Source organism: Pseudoduganella sp. SL102, from assembly GCF_027856995.1.
Taxonomy (GTDB): domain Bacteria; phylum Pseudomonadota; class Gammaproteobacteria; order Burkholderiales; family Burkholderiaceae_D; genus Rugamonas; species Rugamonas albidiflava.
In genome coordinates this window covers 753,421-775,138 of the sequence record NZ_CP115554.1, presented here as the reverse complement: position 1 = coordinate 775,138, position 21,718 = coordinate 753,421, and the positions used below count along the sequence as shown (strand labels likewise).

Sequence of the window (21,718 nt, the reverse complement as noted above, 5' to 3'; positions counted from 1 at the left end):
TGCACCCAGAGGCGGAAACCTGGGGTCAGACCCGGCGGGTCTGACCCCTGCTTCTGCCGTTGGGTTCGGCATTTGCCGTTTAGGTGCGTTCCAGGTCGATGTCGATACCCAGGGAACGGATTTCCTTCACCAGCACGTTGAACGATTCCGGCATGCCGGCCTCGATCACGTGATCGCCCTTGACGAGGTTTTCGTACACTTTGGTACGGCCATTCACGTCGTCGGACTTCACGGTCAGCATTTCCTGCAGCACGTACGATGCGCCGTACGCTTCCAGTGCCCACACCTCCATCTCACCGAAGCGCTGGCCGCCGAACTGGGCTTTACCACCCAGCGGCTGCTGCGTCACCAGCGAGTACGGGCCGGTCGAGCGGGCGTGCATCTTGTCGTCGACCAGGTGGTGCAGTTTCAGCATGTGCATCACGCCCACGGTAACCTTGCGCTCGAACGCTTCGCCGGTGCGGCCGTCGTACATCGTGACCTGGTTCTTGGACGGGGTCATGCCCAGCTTCGTGGCGATGTCGTCCGGATACGCCAGGTCCAGCATGCGGCGGATTTCCGATTCGTGCGCACCGTCGAACACCGGCGTCGCGAACGGCACACCCTTCTTCAGGTTGGCCGCCAGCTTCATGATCTCGTCGTCGGACAGCGAGGCGATGTCTTCCTTGGCGCCGGACTCGTTGTACACGGTCGTCAGGTACTTGCGCATCTCTTCGACCTTGATCTGCTGAGCCAGCATTTCGCCGATACGGATGCCCAGGCCCTTCGCTGCCCAGCCCAGGTGGGTCTCGAGGATCTGACCCACGTTCATGCGGGACGGAACACCCAGCGGGTTCAGCACCACGTCCGCCGGCGTACCGTCGGCCATGTATGGCATGTCTTCCACCGGAACGATACGCGAGACCACACCCTTGTTACCGTGGCGGCCCGCCATCTTGTCGCCCGACTGCAGGCGGCGCTTCACGGCCAGGTAGACCTTGACCATCTTCTGCACGCCAGGCTGCAGTTCATCGCCCTGCGTCAGCTTCTTGCGCTTCTCTTCGAAGGCCAGGTCGAACTGGTGGCGCTTCTCGTTGATCGATTCCTTGATCGCTTCCAGCGCGGTCGCCGCATCGTCGTCGGCCGGGCGGATGTCGAACCAGTGATACTTGTCCAGGTCGGCCAGGTATTCCTTGGTGATCGCGGCACCCTTCGCCAGCTTCTTCGGACCGCCATTGACGATCTTACCGATCAGCATCTTTTCCAGACGCTGGAAGGCGTCGCCTTCCACGATACGCATCTGGTCGTTCAAGTCCAGGCGGTAGCGCTTCAGCTCGTCGTCGATGATCTGCTGGGCGCGCTTGTCGCGCGGAATGCCTTCGCGGGTGAACACCTGCACGTCGATCACGGTACCGACCATGCCCGACGGCACGCGCAGCGACGTGTCTTTCACGTCGGATGCTTTTTCACCGAAGATCGCGCGCAGCAGCTTTTCTTCCGGCGTCAGTTGCGTTTCGCCCTTCGGCGTCACTTTGCCGACCAGCGTGTCGCCGGCCTGCACTTCGGCGCCGATGTACACGATGCCCGATTCGTCCAGGCGGGCCAGCTGGTTTTCCGCCAGGTTCGAAATGTCGCGGGTGATTTCTTCCGCGCCCAGTTTCGTGTCGCGGGCCACCACGGACAGTTCTTCGATGTGGATCGAGGTGTAACGGTCGTCTTTCACGACGTTTTCCGAGATCAGGATCGAATCCTCGAAGTTCAGGCCGTTCCATGGCATGAAGGCCACGGTCATGTTCTGGCCCAGTGCCAGCTCGCCCAGGTCGGTCGATGCGCCGTCGGCGATCACGTCGCCCTTGGCCACGCGGTCGCCCACTTGCACGATCGGACGCTGGTTGATGTTGGTGTTCTGGTTGGAACGGGTGTACTTGATCAGGTTGTAGATATCCACACCGACTTCGCCGGCTTGCGCCTCTTCGTCGTTGACGCGGATGACCACGCGGCCTGCATCGATATAGTCCACCACGCCGCCACGCAGCGCTTGCACGGTGGTGCCGGAGTCGACCGCCACGGTGCGTTCGATACCGGTACCAACGAGCGCCTTTTCAGGGCGCAGGCAAGGCACGGCCTGGCGCTGCATGTTGGCGCCCATCAGTGCACGGTTCGCGTCATCGTGTTCCAGGAACGGAATCAGCGAAGCCGCCACGGAAACGATCTGGCCCGGTGCCACGTCCATGTACTGGATGCGCTCAGGGGAAACCAGGATGGTTTCGCCGGCTTCACGGGCCGACACCAGTTCGTCGTCCAGCTGGCCTTCTTCATTGATGCGGGCGTTCGCCTGCGCAATGATGTAGCGGCCTTCTTCGATGGCGGACAGGTAATCGATCTTGTCGGTGACCTTGGAATTCTCGACCTTGCGGTACGGGGTTTCCAGGAAGCCGTATTCGTTCAGGCGGGCATACAGTGCCAGCGAGTTGATCAGGCCGATGTTCGGGCCTTCCGGCGTTTCGATCGGGCACACGCGGCCGTAGTGGGTCGGGTGCACGTCGCGCACCTCGAAGCCGGCGCGTTCGCGCGTCAGGCCGCCCGGGCCCAGTGCGGAAACACGGCGCTTGTGGGTGATCTCGGACAGCGGGTTGGTCTGGTCCATGAACTGGGACAGCTGCGACGAACCGAAGAATTCGCGGATCGCGGCCGAGATCGGCTTGCTGTTGATCAGGTCATGCGGCATCAGGTTGTCCGCTTCGGCCTGGCCGAGGCGTTCCTTGACGGCACGTTCCACACGCACGAGGCCGGCGCGGAACTGGTTTTCGGCCAGTTCGCCCACGCAGCGCACGCGACGGTTACCCAGGTGATCGATATCGTCGACTTCGCCGCGGCCATTGCGCAGCTCGACGAGGATCTTGATCACGGCCAGCACGTCTTCGTTGGCCAGCGTCATCGCGCCGGTCAGTTCGTCACGGCCGATGCGGCGGTTGAACTTCATGCGGCCGACGGCGGACAGGTCGTAGCGGTCGGCGCTGTAGAACAGGCCGTTGAACAGCGCTTCCACCGATTCTTCGGTCGGCGGTTCGCCAGGACGCATCATGCGGTAGATCGCCACGCGCGCGGCGTTCTGGTCGGCCGTGTCATCGATCCGCAGCGTCTGCGAGATGTAGGCACCCTGGTCCAGGTCGTTGGTGTACAGCGTCTGGATGGCGCTGATGTTGGCGTCGCGCAGGCGGTTCAGCAGCTCTTCGGTCAGCTCGTCGTTGGCCGAGGCCACCACTTCGCCCGTTTCCGGATCGACGATGTTCTTGGCCAGCACGCGGCCCAGCAGGTAGTCTTCCGGCACGGAAATGTGCTGGATGCCGGCTGCTTCGATTTCACGCACGTGCTTGGCGTTGATGCGCTTGTCCTTCGTGACGATCGTCTTGCCATCCTTCGGATTGACGATGTCGAAGCGCGCGACTTCACCGCGCAGGCGTTCGGCCACGAACTCGAGTTCGCCGCCTTCCGAGCGCAGGTTGAAGTTGTCGAACACGAAGAAGTTCGCCAGGATCTGTTCCGGCGTCATGCCGATGGCCTTCAGCAGGATCGAGACCGGCATCTTGCGGCGACGGTCGACGCGGAAGTACAGGATGTCCTTCGGGTCGAACTCGAAGTCCAGCCACGAACCGCGGTAAGGAATGATACGGGCCGAGAACAGCAGTTTGCCGGACGAGTGCGTCTTGCCGCGGTCGTGTTCGAAGAACACGCCCGGGGAACGGTGCAGCTGCGACACGATGACACGCTCGGTGCCGTTGATCACGAACGAACCGGTGGTCGTCATCAGGGGCAGTTCGCCCATGTAGACTTCCTGCTCCTTCATTTCCTTGACGACCGGCTTGGTCGGCGATTCCTTGTCCAGGATCACCAGGCGCACCTTGGCGCGCAGCGGGGAAGCGAAGGTCAGGCCACGGAGCTGGCACTCTTTCACGTCGAAGGCGGGGTCGCCCAGCACGTAGGAGAGGAACTCCAGGCGTGCAAAGCCGTTGTGCGAAACGATCGGGAAGATGGAAGTAAAGGCCGATTGCAGGCCTTCGTTCTTGCGGCTTGCCACCGGAGTGTGCTCTTGCAAGAAGTTTTCGTACGACTCGAGCTGGGTCGCCAGCAGGAACGGAACGTTGTGGACGTTGGCGCGCTTCGCGAATGATTTGCGGATGCGCTTCTTCTCAGTAAATGAGTAGTGCATGGACACTCCGTGAGTGACAGGAAAGGGTAGAAAATTCAGGTTTCGGCTTGTATGCTTGCAATCGGTGGATACCGAACGGCACTCAGGCGAAACCTCAAGGCACTACCATCTCGTGTCGGGACTAGGTACTGGGACGAGGATGATGCTAAAAAGGTGCTGCTGAAACGGTCTTGCTGAAACGATGTTGCTGAAACGGTGCTGCTGAACTGATGCCGTTAAATACAGCAGGGACGACAAAGGAGCCAAAGCCGGCCCTCCCCCTTCAAGAGGGAGGGCCTGGGCTTTGGCTCGGGCGCTAAGTGATACCGGCGCCTATGATACTAAATTACTTCAGGTCGGCCTTGGCGCCAGCATCTTCCAGCTTCTTCTTGCCGGCTTCTGCGTCAGCTTTCGACAGGGCTTCTTTCACGGTCTTCGGTGCGCCGTCAACCACGTCCTTGGCTTCTTTCAGGCCCAGACCGGTGATTTCACGAACTGCCTTGATGACGCCGACTTTGTTCGCGCCGACTTCGGTCAGCACCAGGTTGAACTCGGTCTGCTCTTCAACAGCAGCAGCAGCAGCGCCGCCGCCAGCTGCCGGAGCTGCCATTGCAGCTGCCGACACGCCGAACTTCTCTTCGAATGCCTTGACCAGGTCGTTCAGGTCCATCACGGACATTTCGGACACTGCGTTCAGGATATCGTCTTTGCTAATTGCCATTTGAAACTCCTAATTGATTTGTATGCTACAGATTGATTACTTGACGAGAACGTGCGGCAATTACGCTGCTGCGGTTTCTTCGGCTGCCGGAGCAGCTTCGGAACCTTCGCTCTTCTTGGCTGCCAGTGCAGCCAGACCACGTGCAAAGCCGGAAACCGGTGCCAGCATGACGCCCAACAGCTGCGAGATGAGGACTTCACGGCTCGGGATGCTCGCCAGTGCAGTCACGCCAGCCACGTCGAGCTGCTTGCCTGCATAGTTACCTGCCTTGACGACCAGCTTGTCGTTGGTTTTGGCGAAGTCGTTGATGACTTTCGCTGCTGCCACGGCATCATCCGAGATCGAGTAGATCAGCGGACCGGTCATTGCATCGGCCAGGTTGGCGAACTGCGTGCCTTCGACAGAGCGACGAGCCAGCGTGTTCTTCAGAACACGCAGGTACACGCCCTGGGCACGCGCGGTTGCACGGAGTTTCGTCAAGTGAGCAACCTGGATGCCACGGTACTCAGCCACGACGATCGTTTGCGCAGATGCTACTTTTGCGGAAACTTCGGCGACAACGGCCTTTTTGTCATTCAGATTGAGACCCACGGTCAATCTCCTTGTGAGATGCAGAAAAATTTCCGCATCGGTTTCGAACAACGGCGTCCGAGGTTAGGAGTCCAATGGACTGCAAAACTTGTTCGGGTACACCATCTGCGTTGGGAACGGGTATTACCCCGACTATTAACCCGGTGCCTGCCTGCTGCACTGAGCCCAACGGTCTTTGATTGCCTGGCGAACCCTTGCGGATCCGCCAGCCCAAAGATCTGCCTCTCGCCTGCTCGGTTACCCGGCAGGCACGAGGACTTAATACTTGACTTAAGCAGCCAGCGTGCCGTGATCGACACGGACGCCTGCGCCCATCGTCGACGACAGCGAGACCTTGCGCAGGTACACGCCTTTCGACGAGGCCGGCTTGGCCTTGTTCAGGGCTTCGATCAGAGCGACCAGGTTGGTCTTCAGATCGGCGTCGCTGAACGACTTGCGGCCGATGGTCGCGTGGATGATACCGGCCTTGTCGGTACGGTATTGCACTTGACCAGCTTTCGCGTTTTTCACGGCGGTAGCGACGTCAGGCGTCACGGTGCCGACTTTCGGGTTCGGCATCAGGCCGCGCGGGCCCAGGATCTGGCCCAGGGTACCGACGATACGCATGGTGTCCGGCGAAGCGATCACGATGTCGAACGGCATGTCGCCGGCCTTCACGCGTTCTGCCAGGTCTTCCATGCCGACCACGTCGGCGCCAGCTGCCTTGGCAGCTTCAGCCTTGTCGCCGGAAGCGAACACGGCCACGCGAACGGTCTTGCCGGTGCCTGCTGGCAGCACGACGGAGCCGCGAACGACCTGGTCCGACTTCTTCGGATCCACGCCCAGCTGGACGGACACGTCGATCGATTCATTGAACTTGGCGGTGGCCAGTTCCTTGATCAGCGATACGGCGTTGTCGAACGGGTACACTTTGGTGCGGTCAACTTTAGCCTTGATGGCTTGTGCGCGCTTGGACAGTTTTGCCATGATTAGAAGCCCTCAACGGTGATGCCCATCGAACGTGCCGAGCCAGCGATGGTGCGCACTGCGGCTTCCATGTCGGCGGCGGTCAGATCCGGGGTCTTCAGTTTTGCGATTTCTTCCGCTTGAGCGCGGGTCAGCGTGCCGACCTTGTCGGTGTGCGGCTTCGGAGAGCCTTTTTGCACGCCCGAGTGCTTCTTGATCAGGAAGGTTGCCGGCGGGGTCTTCATCACGAAGGTGAAGGACTTGTCCGCGAAGGCGGTGATCACCACCGGAATCGGCATGCCTGGTTCCATACCCTGGGTCTGCGCGTTGAACGCCTTGCAGAATTCCATGATGTTCAGACCGCGCTGACCCAGCGCCGGGCCGATCGGAGGAGACGGGTTTGCCTTACCAGCTGGCACTTGCAGCTTGATAAAGCCAATGATTTTCTTTGCCATGATGGCTATCCTATCGTTGGATTTGAGTGGTAGCGCCCCGCCGATACTGACTGGCAGGGCTCCTCGTACGGATTGAACGCTCCGTTAGGCGGGAGGCAGATCAGACCTTCTCGACCTGCCCGAATTCGAGTTCGACGGGGGTAGCGCGACCGAAGATGGTGACGGAGACGCGCACTTTGGACTTCTCGTAGTTGACTTCCTCGACGTTGCCGTTGAAGTCGGTGAACGGGCCATCCTTGATGCGGACTTGCTCGCCCACTTCGTACAGCACTTTCGGCCGCGGCTTCTCGACGCCTTCCTGCATCTGCGTCATGATCTTTTCGATCTCGCGGGCCGGAATCGGCGTCGGCTTGTTCGACTTGCCGCCGATGAAGCCGGTAACCTTGGCGGTGTTCTTCACCAGGTGCCAGGTTTCGTCCGTCATTTCCATTTCCACCAGCACGTAGCCCGGGAAGAAACGGCGTTCGGTCACGGATTTCTGACCGTTCTTTACTTCGACAACTTCTTCAGTCGGCACCAGGATCTGGCCGAACTGCTCTTGCATGCCCGCGCGTTCGACACGCTCGGTCAGGGCACGCTGCACGCTTTTCTCCATGCCGGAATAAGCATGCACCACGTACCAGCGCTTGTTGCTGACCGGTACGCTGACAGGAGCAGCCGCGTCCTGCGCCGGCGCATCGCCTGGCACAGGAACGTCGGTTGCGTCGTCTTGCACGTTATCGCTCATTTAGTTTTTCCAGCCAAGAATCAAGTCGTACAACAGGAACTCAAGCAATTTATCCGTTCCCCAAAGGAACATTGCCATCACCACCACGAAAGCAAACACGATCAGCGTGATCTGCGTTGCTTCTTTGCGCGTAGGCCAGACGACTTTCTTGGTTTCGCGAACAGCTTCTTTCGAGAAATTGATGAAGTCACGGCCGGAAGTGGAGGTGTAGGCAATGCCGACGGAAATAAGCAAACCAACCACAAGCGCAGCTGCCCGCACCAGGGTTGGTTGACCTGCCAGGTAGAAGAACCCGACTACGCCTGCAATCGCTGCAACCACCGCGAGCACGACTTTCAGCTTGTCGCCGCTCGTGCCAACGGTTTGCACGGATTGATTAGACATTCGTTTTTACTTTCGGTGCCCTGCACCAGAATTCGGTGGCAGGGGCGGAGGGCATCGAACCCCCAACCTTCGGTTTTGGAGACCGACGCTCTGCCAATTGAGCTACGCCCCTACGTAAAACTTACAGTGGAATCCGTAATTCTAGCACCCAACGTTGTTGGGTGCCAGCATTACTTGGCGGACTCTTTACTACTAAACTGCTGATTAGCCCAGGATCTTGGCTACGACGCCGGCGCCGACGGTACGGCCGCCTTCACGGATTGCGAAGCGCAGGCCTTCTTCCATGGCGATCGGGGAGATCAGCTTGACGGTGATCGACACGTTGTCGCCCGGCATGACCATCTCTTTGTCCGCTGGCAGCTCGATCGAGCCGGTCACGTCCGTCGTACGGAAGTAGAACTGAGGACGGTAGTTGTTGAAGAACGGGGTGTGACGGCCGCCTTCATCCTTCGACAGAACATAGATCTCGCCGGTGAAGTGGTTGTGCGGCTTGATCGAGCCCGGCTTGGCCAGAACCTGGCCACGCTGCACGTCTTCACGCTTGGTGCCGCGCAGCAGCAGGCCGACGTTATCGCCAGCTTGACCCTGGTCCAGCAGCTTGCGGAACATTTCCACGCCGGTGCAGGTGGTCTTGACGGTGTCGATGATGCCGACGATTTCGATTTCTTCGCCGACCTTGATCACGCCACGCTCGACACGGCCGGTCACCACGGTACCGCGGCCGGAGATCGAGAACACGTCTTCCACAGGCATCAGGAAGGCGCCGTCCACAGCGCGCTCAGGCGTCGGGATGTAGGTGTCCAGTGCGTCCGCCAGGCGGATGATGCACTCTTCGCCCATTTCGCCCGGCTGGCCTTCCAGGGCCATACGTGCCGAACCTTTGATGATTGGCAGGTCGTCGCCAGGGAACTCGTACTTGGACAGCAGCTCGCGCACTTCCATTTCCACCAGTTCCAGCAGTTCCGCGTCGTCGACCAGGTCGCACTTGTTCAGGAACACGATGATGTAAGGCACGCCAACCTGACGGGCCAGCAGGATGTGTTCGCGGGTCTGCGGCATCGGGCCGTCAGCTGCGGAGCACACCAGGATCGCGCCGTCCATCTGGGCTGCGCCGGTGATCATGTTCTTGATGTAGTCGGCGTGGCCTGGGCAGTCAACGTGCGCGTAGTGACGGGCAGCGGTTTCGTACTCGACGTGCGCGGTGTTGATCGTGATGCCGCGTGCTTTTTCTTCCGGAGCAGCGTCGATCTGGTCGTAGGCTTTGGCTTCGCCGCCGAACTTCTTCGACAGCACGGTTGCGATTGCAGCGGTCAGGGTGGTCTTGCCATGGTCGACGTGACCGATGGTGCCAACGTTCACGTGCGGTTTAGTCCGCTCAAACTTACCTTTTGCCATTTTAGACTCCTAACAATTTTTAAGATATTGCTGGGCACGCGCCCGACTGTCAGATTGAATACTGATACTGCTGTCTGATGCTACTGCGCGATCGACTGGATTACCATCGATCGCGCAGTGAATTCTGGTGCCCTTTACGTGGATTGAACACGTGGCCTCTCCCTTACCAAGGGAGTGCTCTACCACTGAGCTAAAAGGGCTTTTTTACCACTTTGCAACGAAGACTGGAGCGGGTGAAGGGAATCGAACCCTCGTCTTAAGCTTGGAAGGCTTCAGCTCTACCATTGAGCTACACCCGCGAGGTTCCGTTTCACTACATTGCACTCAGCTTCCTTGCGAAAACTTGGTGGAGGGGACTGGATTCGAACCAGTGTACTCATAAGAGGGCAGATTTACAGTCTGCTGCCTTTAACCACTCGGCCACCCCTCCGCGAGGAACCGCAGAGTATGAAGCATAAAATCAAAACTGTCAACGTCTCGACACAAACACTTGGTATCGAGCAGCTAACTGCCTGCTTCGGGGCGAGATTGTAGCGGCTACCCCGTGGGAAATGCAAGTGTTGTTTTTACGTTGCATGCTTTGCTATAGAATCCGCAAGTCAGCCGTATGCCGGCCCACCCTGGAGCACCCTTTTTGACTCTCCTTCAGCGCCGCCTGCCGGCCAACCTCCTGCTGGCGGCCGCCTATGCGGCCCTGGGAGCCGCCGGTCTCGAACTGGCCCTGATGCCGGGCTTTGCCACTCCCTTCTTCCTTCCCGCCGGCCTGGCGCTGGCGGCACTCGTCAGCGGCGGGCCGCGCCTGCTGCCCGGTGTCGCGCTGGGTACCCTGCTGCTGAACCTGCACGCATTGCCGAACTCGGCCGTAGTGTCGACGGGCACGCTGGCCGCCGCTGCCCTGGCGGCCACCGCCGCCGCGACGCTGCAGGCCTATGCCGGAATGCATGCGTTCGCCCGCTGGGTGCACCCGGCCATCGGCGCCGGCCGCGATGTGCTGCGTTTCCTGGCCCTGCCGCCGGTGCTGGCCCTGATCAGCAGCACGCTGTCGCTGTGCGCGCTGGGGCTGCTCGGCGTCATCCCGGCCGACGAGCTGCTCGCCAGCTGGTTCATCTGGTGGGTGGGCGACGTGCTGGGTATCCTGCTGGGCGCGCCGCTGGCCTGGACCGTCGTTGGCCAGCCGCGCGCCTTGTGGTCGCGCCGGCGCTGGACCGTCGGCGGCCCGATGCTGGTGCTGGTGGCGCTGTTCCTGGTGATCTTCCTGCAGGTGCGCCGGTGGGAATCGCACCAGCAGATGCAGCAGGTGCAGTTGATGGCGCAGCAGGCATCGGACTTGCTGCACGCCAAGCTGTCCGAGCACGAGCGCTACCTGTTCGCGATCGCCAATGCCATCAGCGGCAACAGCCGCCATATTCGTCCGGAAATCTTCCGCAATATCGCGCACGGCTACCAGGTGCGCCACCCGGAAATCCTGACGATGGGCTGGCTGGTGCCGGTGGCCGGTGCCGACCGCGACACCTTCGAAACATGGGCCCGCAAGGTGGTCGACCCGACCTACGCCATCCGTGCGCCGGATGCCGACGGGACCTTGCGCCCGGAGCCGCAGGGCGACCGGTATGTGGTGGCCGCCTATGCCGAACCGCGCGGCAACCGCATCTACCTGGGGCTCGACATGCTGTCGGAGCCGGTGCGCGCCGCGGCCGTGCGGCAGGCGCTGGCCAGCGGTGAACCGACCGCCAGCGCGCCCCTGACGCTGGTCCAGCCGGACCGGAACCAGGGCGTGGCGCTGATGCAGGCCGTGCCCTCGGGTGGCAGCGAGCCGCCGGGCGCCGTCATGCTGATCGCGCTCGAACCCAGCACTTACCTGGACAGCGTGATGCGCCAGGTCGGCTTTCCCCACCTGCTGGCCAGCCTGCGCGACGAGGCCACCGGCGCGGTGCTGTCGCCGCCCCTCGTCGGTGCGGCGGATGAGCCCGCATACGAACAATTGCTGGGTTTCGGCGGCCGCCAGTACCGGCTGACACTGACGCCCACGGCGGCCTACCTGGCCAGCCAGCGCGGCTGGCAGAGTTGGTCCGTGCTGAGCGCGGGCTTGGTCCTGACCAGCCTGCTGGGCGGCTTGCTGCTGCTGACCAGCGGCGAACAGGCCTCGGTGCGCGCCCAGGTGGAGGCCAGCACGGCCCGGCTGCAGGAACGCGAGGCGCGGCTGCAGGCGATCCTGGAAAAGGCGGCGGACGCGATCCTGACCATTTCCACCGACGGCATGCTGACCAGCGCCAACGTGGCGGCCGGCCGGCTGTTCGGTTACTCGCCCGAGCTGATGGCCGGACTGCCGCTGGCACGGCTGCTGCCGGTCGGCGAAGGCGATACCCCGGTGGCCCTGCTGCGCCGCATCGCGGCCGGCACCACGCGCGAGCACGAAGCCACCGGCTGGCGCAGCGATGGCGCCGCTTTCCCGCTGGCGGTATCGGTCAGCGAAGTGGAAGTCCCGGGCGGACACCTGTTCGTGGCGATCCTGCACGACCTGACCGAGCAGCGCCGCGCCCAGGAACGCATCCACCGGCTGGCCCACCACGATCCCCTGACGGGCCTGGAAAACCGCCTGTCGCTGAACCTGCGGCTGGAAGCGGCGCTGGCACGGGCGCGCCGGCAACGGCATACGGTGGCCGTGATGTTCCTCGACCTGGACCACTTCAAGAAAATCAACGATACGCACGGCCACCAGACAGGCGACCAGCTGCTGCTGGCGGTGGCGCAGCGGCTGCGCGACCTGCTGGGCCAGGTGGACACCATCGCCCGGCTCGGCGGCGACGAATTCATTGTCGTCACCGGCCATGTCACGCCGGACGATGCTGGCCACATGGCGGCCAGTATCGTCGACATGCTGGCACGGCCGTATCCGCTGCAGGCCCAGGCCGTGCACAGCGGGACCAGTGTCGGCATCGCGATGTACCCGGTGGATGGCGAGGATGCCAACACGCTGCTGCAGCATGCCGATACGGCGATGTACGCGGCGAAGAGCCGCGGCCGCGGCAATTTCCAGTTCTTCTCGCGCGACATGAATGCCGCCACGCACGAGCGCCTGCTGCTGGAAAGCCGCCTGTGGCAGGCGCTGGAACAGCGCGAATTCGAGCTGTACCTGCAGCCGCAGATCGACCTGCCGAGTGGTGCCGTGATCGGCGCCGAGGCCCTGCTGCGCTGGCACCATCCGGAACTGGGCACCGTGGGGCCGGACCGTTTCATTCCGATCGCCGAGGAATCCGGCCTGATCCTGCCGCTGGGCGAGTGGGTGCTGCAGCGCGCGATCGGGCTGCTCGGCCATTGGCAGACGATCGGGCTGGGCCACTTGCGGCTGGCGGTCAACCTCTCCGCCCGGCAATGCCAGGGTCACGGCCTGCTGGCGCAGCTCGACGGCATGCTGGCGGACGCGGGCGTGGACCCGGCGCTGCTGGAGCTGGAAATCACGGAATCGGCGGCCATGCAAGACCCCGAACGCAGCCGTGCCTTGCTGCAGGCACTGCGGGCACGGGGGATTCGCGTGGCGATCGACGATTTCGGCACCGGCTACTCGTCGCTGTCGTACCTGAAGCTGTTCGAACTGGACCGCATCAAGATCGACCGCGGTTTCGTCAAGGATATCGAGTCCGACCCGAACGATGCGGCCATCGTCAGCGCCACCATCGGCCTGGCGCATGCGCTGGGGCTGGAAGTGATCGCCGAGGGAGTGGAAACGATGGCGCAGGCCGATTTCCTGCGCGCCCACGACTGCGACGAGGCGCAGGGCTACCTGTTCGCGCGGCCGATGCCGCCCCGCCAGTTCGAGCGGGATACCTGCGCCACGCTGGATGGGCCACTGCGGGGACCGATGAGCGGACAAGCAAGCGGGCCAGGGCGCGCCGCCGCCTGAGACGCAGGGACGCCGTCCGACGCGATTACGCGCGCTGCCGTACCGTGACGGTGCGGCGGCCAGGGCGCACGTTGTATTTTTTCAGCAGTTCTTCCTGCAGGCCGCCGAGCGCCGGCAGCCGCGCGTTGGCCGGGTCCAGGCGGCGCAGGTGCGCCACCAGTTCGATGCCCTTGGTGCCCAGCTTCTCGTCCCATCCCGTGCGTTCCAGGTATTTCAGCACGGCGACAGCGGCATTGAACACCACTTGCGGGTTGTCCGGCAGCTTGTGCACGGCATCGAGCAGCGTGTCGACCGCGCCGCGCAGGTCGCCGGCCTTGGCCTGCGCCGCGCCCTGCGCCACCATTTCCGCCACCGCGTGCCGGCTTTCCCGCGCCAGCCGGTTCGCCATGTCGCCCTTGCCCGACTGTTCCAGCAGGCGCATCGCCTTCGCCATCGGCGCGCCGCCGCCGGCACTGGACATCACGTCGCGCATCACTTCGGAGGCCTGCTGTTCGCGCCCGGCCGCCAGGCAGGTACGCGCCAGCTCCAGTTTCATGCCGGCCGACAGGTGGGGCGCCAGCCGCACGCCGGCCAGCGCGCTGTCGAGCGCGGCGCCGAGGCGCGCCGTATCGCCGGTGGCTTCCAGCAGCATCGCCGTGGCGATCGCGGCGCACACCGGCGTGTTCTCGCGGTTCGCCAGCGAGCGCTCCATGTCGCGGATCACCAGTTCGGCCTGGGCCGCGTCGCCCTTCCTCAGCAGCGACTGCGCCAGCCTGGCGTGATCTTCCGGATCGCGGAATTCGGAAAACCGGGCACGCTGCAACACCTGCTTCAGTGCCCGCTCGGCCGAATCGGCGTCGCCCGCCTCCAGCGCCACCTCGCCCAGCCGGCGCAGCCGCCCGACGGCGTGCGGCGACAGCGTGGCGGCATCGGACAGCACGGCCTGCGCTTCGGCCAGCTGGCCGGCCTCCTCGTGGACGCGGGCCAGCCAGTCGTAGGCGGCCAGATAGCGCTCGTTATGGCCCAGCAGCTCGGCCAGCATGTCGCGCGCCTCGTCGATGCGGCCGCGCAGCGCCAGCGTCTTGGCCTGCCCGAGGCGCGCCCACGGCGCCTGGCGTTCCTGCCACACCAGGGCATACACGTGTTCGGCCTGCTCCGGTTCGCCCAGCAGCAAGTGGGTTTCCGCGCGCAGGCGCATGAAATCGGCCTTGTAGCGCGGCAGCGCCGCTTCCTGTTCCGCGCAGGCGGCGATCGCCGCGCGGTAATCGCCCGCGTCCAGCATGGCTTGCACGGGCAACAAGGCGGCGCGCCGGTCCAGCGCCCGCTCGATGCGGGCCAGCAGGGTATCGGCCTTGAATGGCTTCAGGATGTAATCGTCCGGCATCAGTTCGGCCACGCTGGTGACCTTGCTGCTCTGCCCTTCCGCCGTGACCATGAAGAACAGCGTGGCTGGCGCGATCAGTTCCTGCTGGCGCAGGTCTTCCAGCAACTGCTGGCCATCCTGCCCCCCTTCCAGCTCGTATTCACACAGGATCAGGTCGAACTGCCGCGCCGCCAGGACGCGCAGCGCGCCTTGCGCGTTGGTCGCCACGTCCACGCGGGCCAGGCCCAGGGTGGTCAGCATGTTCTGCAGGTTCGCCCGCATTCCCGAATGCGGCTCGATGAGCAGTGCGGCAAGGCCGTTCAGTTGCGCCATGAGTTGCGCCATGATGTTTGCGCCATGATGGTGGTGAGAGCTCCGGTGGTCAAGCAATGGTGGCCGTGGGTATCAGCACGGCCATTGTCCCAGTTTTCATGGTATGCGTCAGCGCGGTCGCGCGTCGCGCGCAAGGAGGCCAGCCGGACTAGCGGCGCGCGCAGCTGTTGGTGCCGGCCAGGTCGATGTTCTGGTAGCGGATCTCGTACCTGCCCGTGGCCAGCTGGTCGACCACGAACCGGTCTTGCGCCTGCACGAATACGTAGCGCACGTTGGAACGGCGCTCCAGGTCGAAGACCCGGATGAACACGGGGAAGGCGTTGTCGCTGTTGTCCAGCGTCAGCTGCATGTCCTGGCCCTTGCTCATCTGCGGGAATCCTTCCACGTAGCCCGATTTCGTGGGCCAGGGCTCGCCGTTCGGCGCCACCAGCGCCGGCGTTTCGTTCTCGCAATCGCCCGCATAGCCGGGCAGGATTACCTGCGACAGCGCCACCACCTTGATCGGCGGCGGCTGCATGTCGCTGTCCGGCGAATAGGGCCGCGGCGCGGTCTCCCAGCCATCGCTCGCCACCTGGCCCTGCGCGGCACGCGGATACGTGGTTGCCTTGGCGGTGACCTCGCCCGCCGGCTTGGCCCCCCAGGCGGCAGCGACCACGCTCGACACCTGGCGCGGCTCCGCCACCGTCAGCACGCCGCCAAGCCAGCCGGCACCGAGGCAGCTCACCGCCGTCAGCCACCAGCGCCAGCTGGTCAGCAGGCGCTGGCGGCGGCGCACCGGCTGCACCCCGTCGGACCACGCGCCGACGGGCGCATCGGCCACCCGGTGCGGATCGTCCTGGCGCGTGCTGTCCACCAGTTCGATCTCGTATTCTTCCTGGGCAATCCACTCGTCGTGTTCCCTGCGCCGCTGCGGATCGGCCAGCGTGCCATAGGCGGTGTTGACGATCGCCATGATGCGCGCCGCGCGCTCGTCACCGGGGTTCTTGTCGGGATGGTATTTCTGGCTCAACGCCTTATAGGCGGCACGTACGACTTCCGGTGGCGCACCGCGGGCCACTTTCAGGTTGTCATAATGTGTATGGATCTTTCCCATCGTTCCAATATTCTCAGCCGCGCGTCACGACGGGTTTCGCGCCAGGTCAACCATAATAGCCGAACTTATAACAATTTTTGCACAGTAACAGGGGATGAAGGTGGCGCCGGCGCGCGCCGGCTACAGGCGGTAAGCGCGGTCGCTGGCCATCAGCACCGGTGGCAGCGCAACGTCCTTGCCCACCACCAGCACCTTGAAGAGTTCGCCCATTTCCGCCGGCGACAGCAGCTTGTGCACCGCGTTCGACTGCGGCAGGTACGCTTTCGTATCGGCCGGGTCGGTGCGCAGCAGCAGGTCGCCGATGCCGGCGCCCAGCAGGAACGTCGCCTGGTTCATGTAGGCCAGCACCTCGGCCCCCGCATCCTGCGCCGCCAGCGCCATCGCGGTGAAATCCACGTGCGCGGTAATGTCCTGCAAGCCGGGCAGGAAGAAGGGATCGGGATGTGCGTGATGGCGGTAATGGCACATCAGCGTGCCGGCGGAGCGGTCCGGATGATAGAACTCGTGGGCCGGAAAGCCGTAGTCGAGCAGGATCGCGGCACCGCGGCCCCTGGCCAGCAAGGCGCCCAGCGTGCCCATGAAGCCGCACGCGGTACCGTGCAATTCCGTCACGTAGCCTTCCGGCAGGGTGCCATGGTCCGGGATCTGCCGGGCGACCTGCTCCAGCAGCCCCGGCGCCGGCTCGGCGGCCACGTAGTCGAAGCGGCCGTCCGCCACCGTCACGCACTGCTCGCGCCAGCCATCGGCGGTTTTCGTGACCAGGTGCACGGGCATCGCATCGAGCACTTCATTGCCGAGCACCACGCCGTCGAACGCGTCGGGGAAGCCATCCAGCCAGACCACCTGCGGAAAATCGCGCAACGCTTCCTGCTGCCGCGAGCGCAGTTCGCCGGACAGTTCGACGATCGCATAGCGCTCCACCGCCACCCCCATGCCGGCCAGCTCGGTCAGCACGTCGCGTGCCAGTTTGCCGGTGCCGGCGCCGAATTCGAGGATGTTGGGTGCGCTTTGGGCGATAATGTCGGCGGCAACGCGCGCCAGCGCGGCGCCGAACAGCGGCGACATCTCCGGCGCGGTTGTAAAATCGCCGTCCTTGCCCAGCTTGGCCGCGCCACCGGTGTAATAGCCGAGGCGAGGCGCATACAGCGCCGTTTCCATGAAACTGGCAAAGGACAGCACGCCGTCGTGGCGCGCCACATCGGCAGCGATCTGCTGCTGCAGGGCTTGCGACGCGGCCAGCGCGTCCGGAGAAGGTGCGGGAAGGGACATGCCCCGCATTGTAGCGAATCGGGCATGGCTCCCCAACTTGACGATCTGACATGACGACAACACACCAAGCGAACAGCGAGCAGTCCGCCGCCGGCCACCATGGGGCGCCGGTGGCGCTGGTAACAGGTGCCGGCCGCCGGCTCGGCCGCGCCATTGCGCTGGCGCTGGCGCGCGCCGGCTGGGACGTGGCCGTGCATTACCGCGCTTCCCGCGCCGATGCCGAAGAAGTCGCCCGCGAGATCGCCGCCATGGGCCGCCGCGCGGCACTGGTGCATGGCGAACTGGGCGACGAGGCAGCCGTGCGGCGCCTGCTGCCCGCCGCCGCCGACGCGCTGGGCCCGGTCACTTGCATCGTCAACAATGCTTCCCTGTTCGACTACGACAGCGCCACCGACTTCACCAGTGCCCGCCTGGATGCGCACATGCGCGCCAACGTGGCCGCGCCGGTGCTGCTGGCGCAGGCCTTGCACGCCCATGTGGCCGATGGTGCCCAGGGCGTGGTCGTCAACCTGCTGGACCAGAAGCTGTACAATCTCAATCCCGATTTCCTGTCGTACACGCTGTCGAAAGCGGCGCTGCATACCGCGACCACGGTGCTGGCCCAGGCGCTGGCGCCGAAGGTGCGCGTGGTCGGCGTGGCACCGGGCATCACGATGGTGTCCGGTGACCAGAGCGAGGCAGGATTCGCCAAGGCCCACACGCAAACGCCACTGGGACGCTCCAGCACTCCCGAAGACATCGCCGCTGCCGTGCTGTACGCGGCAACGGCGCGCGCGGTGACGGGCACCACGCTGCTGGTCGACGGTGGCCAGCACCTGCTGCCGCTGCCGCGCGACGTGATGTTCCTGGCCCAATGACTTCGCGCCCATAACGTCGCGCCAAAAAACCAGCACCCGATCATTTCGCGCCCAACAACTTCTCGCCGAACTTCTCGCCGAATAATTTCTTAAATAGCCACTATCGCCACCATGCTGTCCGCCCTCACCCACCCCCGCCTGCAGGATTGCCGCCGGCTGTTCCTGCGCAATTACGAAGTGCTGATCAACATCGGCGTCCACGAATTCGAGAAGAAGGGCGAGCAGCGCGTGCTGTTCAATGTCGACCTGTACATTCCGCTCGCCGTGTCGACGCCGCAGTCCGACGAACTGCATGAAGTGGTCGATTACGACTTCATGCGCGATACCATCGCCGCGCGCATGGCCGAGGGCCACGTGCACCTGCAGGAAACCCTGTGCGACGACCTGGTGAAGGCACTGCTGGCCCACCCGCGCGTGCGCGCCGTGCGCCTGTCCACCATGAAGCCGGACGTCTATCCCGATTGCGAAGGCGTCGGCGTCGAAGTGTTCCACATCAAGGATGAAGCATGAACGCCGTCGTCGACAACGCCGCGGTAGAAGGCGCGGGCAAGGGCGCGGACAAGGCCGCCGACAAGATCGCCTACGAGAACAACAAGCTGCACAAGCGCCTGTGCCGCCTGGTGGGCCAGGCGATCGGCGACTTCAACATGATCGAGGACGGCGACAAGGTAATGGTCTGCCTGTCAGGCGGCAAGGACAGCTACGCGCTGCTCGATATCCTGCTGACGCTGCGCGAGCGCGCACCGATCCACTTCGACATCGTCGCCGTCAACCTCGACCAGAAGCAGCCGAATTTCCCGGCCGAGGTACTGCCCCGCTACCTGACGGAACTGGGCGTGCCGTTCCATATCGAAAACCAGGATACCTACTCGATCGTCACGCGCCTGATCCCGGAAGGCAAGACGACCTGCTCGCTGTGCTCGCGCCTGCGCCGCGGCATCCTGTACCGCGTGGCCGATGAACTGGGCTGCAACAAGATCGCGCTGGGCCACCACCGCGACGACATCCTGGAAACCTTCTTCCTCAACATGTTCTTCGGCGGGAAGCTGAAGGGCATGCCGGCCAAGCTGGTTTCCGACGACGGCAAGCACATGGTGATCCGTCCGCTGGCCTACGTGAAGGAAGAAGACACGGAGCGCTACGCGGCGGTGAAGGGCTTCCCGATCATTCCATGCGACTTGTGCGGCTCGCAGGAAAACCTGCAGCGCAAGCAGATCAAGGCAATGCTGCGCGACTGGGAAAAGAAAACCCCGGGCCGCGTGGAAAGCGTGTTCTCGGCCCTGTCCACCGTGGTGCCGTCGCACCTGATGGACCGCGACCTGTTCGGCTTCACGGACCTGAAGACGGATGGCGTGGCCAACCCGCTGGGCGATATCGCGTTCGACGAAGAACCATGTTCGACGCCGGCCACCGTGCCGGGGATCATTCCACTGCAGCCGAAGTAATGGTCGAAAAATGGGGACGTCTCCTGACCCCGCTTAGTTAAGCATTGCTCGACACATTGAAAGCGCATGCATTCACCCCAACAGCGAAGGGCTGGGGTCAGACCCGGCGGGTCTGACCCCGGAATTTGCCCTTGGGGTGGGCTTAACTTAACGGCATCCGGGTCCGTCCCTGTCTTTGCTGCGTTCGATTATTGCCGTACCGGCTTCAGAACTTCCGGTCCGTGCGGTACACCGGATACAGGTTGAACCGCTCGTCCCACGATGCATGCCGCCTGGCGAAGAAGTCCAGCCGGGCACGCGAGCTTTTCGCGAAGTCCGGATCGTTGTCCAGCCTTTCCTTGAACGCGGCGGCCACGGCCGGATCCTTCAGCTGTTCGCGCGCCACCTCTTCGGCCACGTATTCCTCCATGTACTCCTTGCGCTCGAAGGCGGCAGTGAACATGCCCCACGCCAGCAGCGAATCGGCGCCCTGCGGTTCCAGCATCGTCATCACCAGGCGCGCCTTCGGCTGCGCGATCGGCACGAACAGCGCTCCGGCGCCCACCTCGCGCGCTTCGGTGTTCCACGCCCCTTCCACCGCCAGCATCTGGTGTCCCTCGAACGATTGCGGCGTCAGCCTGGTCTTCGTCGCGCGGAACGCTTCCACTTCCAGCTTGCCCGGCGCGGCGGCCAGCACCTTGAATGCCACGCCGTGCTGTTTCAGCTTGGCGCCCACGGCGCCGGCCTGTGCCGCCGGCACCAGGTAGCCGCCGGCCGGCGCCTTGATCGTGAAGTCGGGCACGATCTCGTCGCGCAGCGGCACCTTCCACAGCTGCGGCTTCGTCTCGTCGTATTGCGTCCAGATACCGCCGGAGACATCGGACGGCACGCGCTTGAATTCATAACCGCGGAAGTCGATCGTCCGCACCTTGTCGGTGGTCCGGTAGCTGAGCGGGAAGTCCTGCCCTCCCAGCGCGGTGGCGCGCGCATCGGCGGCCAGCGCGGCCTGGCGCCACGCGGTGCCATGCTTCGCCACCTGGTTCATTACCGACACGATCGTGTTGTACGTGATCTTCACGCGCGTGGGGTAATCCTTCCACGAGTGCGTTTCGACCAGCATGCCGAAGCGGTTGCGCAGGTAGAAGTAGCCGGTCGAGAAACGCGCCCCGGACATTTCGTCGACGAAGCCCGATTGCGGTTCATCCGTCCTGGCAAATGAAATATAGAAGTGCTTCGGGTCGGAACCCTGCTGGCGCAGGTCGGCAATCACATTGTCGCGCAGCGCCGTGCCGGCCTCGCGCAATGCCGCATCGCCGCCGTGCACGGGCTCCACCTGGATCGACACGTCCGGCTCGAACTTCGCGCCATCGGTCACGTGCAGGTCGATGTAGGCCAGCGGGTCCCACTGGTTCACCAGCGCCAGCATCGCCTGCATCTCGGGCGCGTCGGCCTTGAGGTAATCGCGGTTCAGGTTGTAGTTCTGCGCGGTCACGCGCCAGCCCATCTCCACCGGCCCGCGCTGGTTCGGCCGGTTGTTCGGGCCGAAGCGCTCGTGGCCGTCCACGTTGAAGACGGGAACGAACAGCAGCACCTGCCTGTCGAGCGCGGCGCCGGCGAGCTTGCCATCGAGCGCATGGCGCAGCGCCAGGAAGCCGGCGTCCTTGCCATCGATCTCGCCCGCATGGATACCGCCCTGCACCAGCAGCACGGGAATGTTCTTCTTCTTCGCCGCGCCGGCGGTGAGCGCCCCGCTCTTCGACACGGCCAGCGCCAGCATCGGCCGCCCTTCCGGCGTGCGGCCGAACTCGAAGCATCGCACCGCTTTCGGATACGCCTTCTGGAAGTCCGCGCACAGCTTGACCACTTCGTCGTAGCGCCCGGTGGCCTGGAAGCCGGAGCGTTCCGACACGGTGGTGAGATCGGGGGCGGCATGGGCCAGCGGCAAGGCGGCGAGCAAGGCAAGCGACAGTGCGGTGCGAATCATCTACAGGGCTCCGGTGAGGGTCGGATCGACCAATGAAGAAAAGCGGAACGCGGCACGGATCGCGTGCCGGTCCGCCATGGCCGGAGCATTATAGACTTACGGCTTGCCACCCACACCCGGCCTTCGCTC

The 21,718-nt window shown here is 63.8% G+C and carries 16 protein-coding genes and 4 tRNA genes; 4 read left to right on the top strand and 16 right to left on the bottom strand.

The features are described from left to right. Positions 1-79: 79 nt before the first annotated feature. The 12 genes from rpoB to OU994_RS03370 form a co-directional block, all read right to left on the bottom strand. Positions 80-4,189 (bottom strand): DNA-directed RNA polymerase subunit beta, encoded by a 4,110-nt coding sequence (gene rpoB, locus OU994_RS03425; RefSeq protein WP_281609638.1) that lies wholly within the window; start codon positions 4,187-4,189, stop codon positions 80-82. 325 nt (positions 4,190-4,514) lie between these two features. Further along, on the bottom strand, positions 4,515-4,889 hold the full coding sequence (gene rplL, locus OU994_RS03420; RefSeq protein ID WP_130186596.1) for a 50S ribosomal protein L7/L12: 375 nt from the start codon (positions 4,887-4,889) through the stop codon (positions 4,515-4,517). A 60-nt stretch (positions 4,890-4,949) separates the two neighbouring features. After that, positions 4,950-5,480, bottom strand: a complete 531-nt coding sequence (gene rplJ / locus OU994_RS03415) for a 50S ribosomal protein L10 (RefSeq protein ID WP_131149375.1) — start codon at positions 5,478-5,480, stop codon at positions 4,950-4,952. 270 nt (positions 5,481-5,750) lie between these two features. Further along, a complete protein-coding gene (gene rplA, locus OU994_RS03410; protein WP_130186597.1) occupies positions 5,751-6,446 on the bottom strand; it encodes a 50S ribosomal protein L1 in 696 nt (231 codons plus the stop codon). A gap of 2 nt (positions 6,447-6,448) precedes the next feature. Beyond that, positions 6,449-6,880, bottom strand: coding sequence for a 50S ribosomal protein L11 (gene rplK, locus OU994_RS03405; RefSeq protein ID WP_131148135.1), 432 nt, complete (start codon positions 6,878-6,880; stop codon positions 6,449-6,451). Between the two features lie 100 nt (positions 6,881-6,980). Beyond that, a complete protein-coding gene (gene nusG / locus OU994_RS03400) occupies positions 6,981-7,607 on the bottom strand; it encodes a transcription termination/antitermination protein NusG (RefSeq protein WP_281609637.1) in 627 nt (208 codons plus the stop codon). After that, a complete protein-coding gene (gene secE, locus OU994_RS03395; protein ID WP_131148137.1) occupies positions 7,608-7,991 on the bottom strand; it encodes a preprotein translocase subunit SecE in 384 nt (127 codons plus the stop codon). A gap of 36 nt (positions 7,992-8,027) precedes the next feature. Further along, positions 8,028-8,103: transfer RNA gene (locus OU994_RS03390), tRNA-Trp, on the bottom strand. A gap of 92 nt (positions 8,104-8,195) precedes the next feature. Further along, positions 8,196-9,386, bottom strand: a complete 1,191-nt coding sequence (gene tuf, locus OU994_RS03385; protein WP_130186564.1) for an elongation factor Tu — start codon at positions 9,384-9,386, stop codon at positions 8,196-8,198. A gap of 125 nt (positions 9,387-9,511) precedes the next feature. Beyond that, a tRNA-Thr gene (locus OU994_RS03380) sits at positions 9,512-9,586 on the bottom strand. Positions 9,587-9,611: 25 nt separating this feature from the next. Next, positions 9,612-9,685, bottom strand: a tRNA-Gly gene (locus tag OU994_RS03375). Between the two features lie 45 nt (positions 9,686-9,730). Beyond that, positions 9,731-9,816, bottom strand: a tRNA-Tyr gene (locus OU994_RS03370). Between the two features lie 204 nt (positions 9,817-10,020). Here OU994_RS03370 and OU994_RS03365 point away from each other — a divergent pair. Continuing rightward, on the top strand, positions 10,021-13,287 hold the full coding sequence (locus OU994_RS03365) for an EAL domain-containing protein (protein ID WP_281609636.1): 3,267 nt from the start codon (positions 10,021-10,023) through the stop codon (positions 13,285-13,287). 25 nt (positions 13,288-13,312) lie between these two features. On the opposite strand, the gene OU994_RS03360 is transcribed toward OU994_RS03365, so the two are convergent. From OU994_RS03360 to OU994_RS03350, 3 genes are all read right to left on the bottom strand, one after another. Next, positions 13,313-14,974 carry a tetratricopeptide repeat-containing response regulator gene (locus OU994_RS03360; RefSeq protein WP_281609635.1) on the bottom strand — a complete coding sequence of 554 codons (1,662 nt, stop codon included), beginning with the start codon at positions 14,972-14,974 and terminating at the stop codon, positions 13,313-13,315. 136 nt (positions 14,975-15,110) lie between these two features. Next, entirely contained in the window at positions 15,111-16,055 is a 945-nt protein-coding gene (locus tag OU994_RS03355; RefSeq protein WP_131148140.1) for a J domain-containing protein, read from the bottom strand. Between the two features lie 120 nt (positions 16,056-16,175). Further along, positions 16,176-17,324: a class I SAM-dependent methyltransferase gene (locus OU994_RS03350; RefSeq protein WP_281609634.1), complete on the bottom strand. Its 1,149-nt coding sequence runs from the start codon at positions 17,322-17,324 to the stop codon at positions 16,176-16,178. A gap of 50 nt (positions 17,325-17,374) precedes the next feature. On the opposite strand from OU994_RS03350, the gene OU994_RS03345 reads away from it, so the two are divergent. From OU994_RS03345 to ttcA, 3 genes are all read left to right on the top strand, one after another. Next, on the top strand, positions 17,375-18,181 hold the full coding sequence (locus OU994_RS03345) for an SDR family oxidoreductase (protein WP_281609633.1): 807 nt from the start codon (positions 17,375-17,377) through the stop codon (positions 18,179-18,181). A 111-nt stretch (positions 18,182-18,292) separates the two neighbouring features. Then, positions 18,293-18,691, top strand: a complete 399-nt coding sequence (locus tag OU994_RS03340; RefSeq protein WP_281609632.1) for a dihydroneopterin aldolase — start codon at positions 18,293-18,295, stop codon at positions 18,689-18,691. After that, entirely contained in the window at positions 18,688-19,626 is a 939-nt protein-coding gene (ttcA, locus tag OU994_RS03335; RefSeq protein WP_281609631.1) for a tRNA 2-thiocytidine(32) synthetase TtcA, read from the top strand. Before OU994_RS03340 ends, ttcA begins: the two co-directional genes overlap by 4 nt. Before the next feature lie 205 nt (positions 19,627-19,831). Here the strand turns inward: ttcA and OU994_RS03330 are convergent, their stop codons facing one another. Further along, positions 19,832-21,589, bottom strand: a complete 1,758-nt coding sequence (locus OU994_RS03330) for a M14 family metallopeptidase (RefSeq protein ID WP_281609630.1) — start codon at positions 21,587-21,589, stop codon at positions 19,832-19,834. Positions 21,590-21,718: the final 129 nt, after the last annotated feature.

Bases quoted from the DNA above. Each gene is read 5' to 3' on its own strand.
- rpoB (WP_281609638.1), bottom strand. From the start codon at position 4,189: ATGCACTACTCATTTACTGAGAAGAAGCGCATCCGCAAATCATTCGCG.
- OU994_RS03355 (WP_131148140.1), bottom strand. From the start codon at position 16,055: ATGGGAAAGATCCATACACATTATGACAACCTGAAAGTGGCCCGCGGT.
- OU994_RS03350 (WP_281609634.1), bottom strand. From the start codon at position 17,324: ATGTCCCTTCCCGCACCTTCTCCGGACGCGCTGGCCGCGTCGCAAGCC.
- OU994_RS03360 (WP_281609635.1), bottom strand. From the start codon at position 14,974: ATGGCGCAACTCATGGCGCAACTGAACGGCCTTGCCGCACTGCTCATC.
- OU994_RS03330 (WP_281609630.1), bottom strand. From the start codon at position 21,589: ATGATTCGCACCGCACTGTCGCTTGCCTTGCTCGCCGCCTTGCCGCTG.
- nusG (WP_281609637.1), bottom strand. From the start codon at position 7,607: ATGAGCGATAACGTGCAAGACGACGCAACCGACGTTCCTGTGCCAGGC.
- rplK (WP_131148135.1), bottom strand. From the start codon at position 6,880: ATGGCAAAGAAAATCATTGGCTTTATCAAGCTGCAAGTGCCAGCTGGT.
- ttcA (WP_281609631.1), top strand. From the start codon at position 18,688: ATGAACGCCGTCGTCGACAACGCCGCGGTAGAAGGCGCGGGCAAGGGC.
- OU994_RS03345 (WP_281609633.1), top strand. From the start codon at position 17,375: ATGACGACAACACACCAAGCGAACAGCGAGCAGTCCGCCGCCGGCCAC.
- secE (WP_131148137.1), bottom strand. From the start codon at position 7,991: ATGTCTAATCAATCCGTGCAAACCGTTGGCACGAGCGGCGACAAGCTG.
- OU994_RS03340 (WP_281609632.1), top strand. From the start codon at position 18,293: ATGCTGTCCGCCCTCACCCACCCCCGCCTGCAGGATTGCCGCCGGCTG.
- rplA (WP_130186597.1), bottom strand. From the start codon at position 6,446: ATGGCAAAACTGTCCAAGCGCGCACAAGCCATCAAGGCTAAAGTTGAC.
- rplL (WP_130186596.1), bottom strand. From the start codon at position 4,889: ATGGCAATTAGCAAAGACGATATCCTGAACGCAGTGTCCGAAATGTCC.
- tuf (WP_130186564.1), bottom strand. From the start codon at position 9,386: ATGGCAAAAGGTAAGTTTGAGCGGACTAAACCGCACGTGAACGTTGGC.